The sequence below is a fragment of the Vibrio ouci genome, from assembly GCF_004551525.1.
Taxonomy (GTDB): domain Bacteria; phylum Pseudomonadota; class Gammaproteobacteria; order Enterobacterales; family Vibrionaceae; genus Vibrio; species Vibrio ouci.
Window position 1 is genome coordinate 1 of the sequence record NZ_SATR01000168.1, and the last position, 1,550, is coordinate 1,550.

The window sequence follows — 1,550 nt, forward strand, 5'->3', positions numbered from 1 at the left end:
AAGTTAGTGAGTACGTAGAAAATTTGCCTAACAAACAATTCAAGCTGATTCGCAACGCTCGGCGCTTTCGGTTTCAACTTGTTTGGTGATTACGGTGCAGTGTTTTAGTAAGGTGGCAGCGTTGCTCACAACTTAATTGGGCGTTATGCTTTTTTCTGAAAATCGTAAATATGAGCTATTTATCAATGGTTTGATAGACTTTTTACTTGATGGTGAAGGAGAGTTTTGCATGGGAACTATAATAGGCTTAGCTGTTTTAGCTGCGATAGATTGGTATCTTTTTCGTAAAACAGGACTTCATATACATCAGCTAATTGCTAAAAAGTATGCAGAGTATTTGGATGGTAAAGAAAATCGCAAATAGAGTTTTTGGGCAACAGCCTTACTCTATATGACGAGTGATTATTACCATGTTGGCATGAATGACAAATTGGTATTGCTTCATATTGGAGCAATGTGAGGTTTGAAAATTTGTTTACTGTGCCTGCTGATAGCACAAGCATAACAAAGCGTTTAAGACGGACTCCCAACGCTTGGCGCTTTCGGCTTTCTTCAGTTTAAGTGTTTATGTCACAATGGTTTAGGTAAGGTGGTTGGCGTTGCTCGCCACTTAACGCGGCGTTAGGCGTCAATTCGGAAACACGATCGGACAAGAGATTTTAGAATAAATGGAAGACTTGTTAAAAAAAGCTAGTGGTGGTTTAGAAAAGGTTGCTCTAGATATCGTCAATGCTGCTTCCGGAGCCTTGAAGAATAAGCTAGCTGAAGCGTTTGCAATCGAAAGGCTCAAAGATTTTCGTGAAAATATTCAAAGGATAGGTTTTGTAAAAACTATTCTTAACCCAGATTCGATAAAGAATTTGGACGATATCTATTTCGATAAAGCAATTGCTCATGATAGCTGCCATTTCGAGTCATTTGCTCAGTTTAGGCGTCCTCACGTACTTATCGAGGGGGGGCCTGGTCAAGGGAAATCGCTTTTCTTGCGTAAGCTTTGCTTGAATGAAGTAAAAGGAAGCTCCTTAATTCCAATTTTTATAGAGTTTCGTAACTTAAAGTTCGAACAAAGTTTGAAAGTAGAGTTGATTGAAGCAATAAATGAGCTTGGAGTTAGTCTTGACTCAGGTATGTTTGATTTTGTGGCAAAATCGAAAAGGGTAGTTTTATTCCTTGATGGTTTCGATGAAATTCCCAATGACTCAAGAAGAAAAGTAGCCCGAGAGCTTGAGAATATTGGTAGGGCATATCCTGATTTAAAAATGTTAATCTCTTCAAGACCAGATGCAGGTATGGGAGGGTCTTATTATTTTACAAAGATTAAGATAGACCCTATGTCTGTAGCCGTACAGAAAGAGTTTATCGAACATATTTACAATTGCCCCCATCAATGCAAAAGTATTAATGTAGTGGCATAGTTAATTTGGCCACCTGATTAGAGGTGTTAAGATGCACCTCATCTACATTAGGTGACACCATGACAAAACGTACAAGAAGAACCTTTAACCCTGAATTTAAACTCGAAGCAGCCCAACTTGTAGTTGAACAGGGGT

The 1,550-nt window shown here is 38.8% G+C and carries 2 protein-coding genes; both read left to right on the forward strand.

What is annotated here, in order from left to right; genetic code table 11:
* Positions 1–145 precede the first annotated feature (145 nt).
* Entirely contained in the window at positions 146–364 is a 219-nt protein-coding gene (locus ELS82_RS24815; RefSeq protein ID WP_134837749.1) for a hypothetical protein, read from the forward strand.
* 304 nt (positions 365–668) lie between these two features.
* Positions 669–1,415 carry an NACHT domain-containing protein gene (locus tag ELS82_RS24820; protein WP_134837750.1) on the forward strand — a complete coding sequence of 249 codons (747 nt, stop codon included), beginning with the start codon at positions 669–671 and terminating at the stop codon, positions 1,413–1,415.
* Positions 1,416–1,550: the final 135 nt, after the last annotated feature.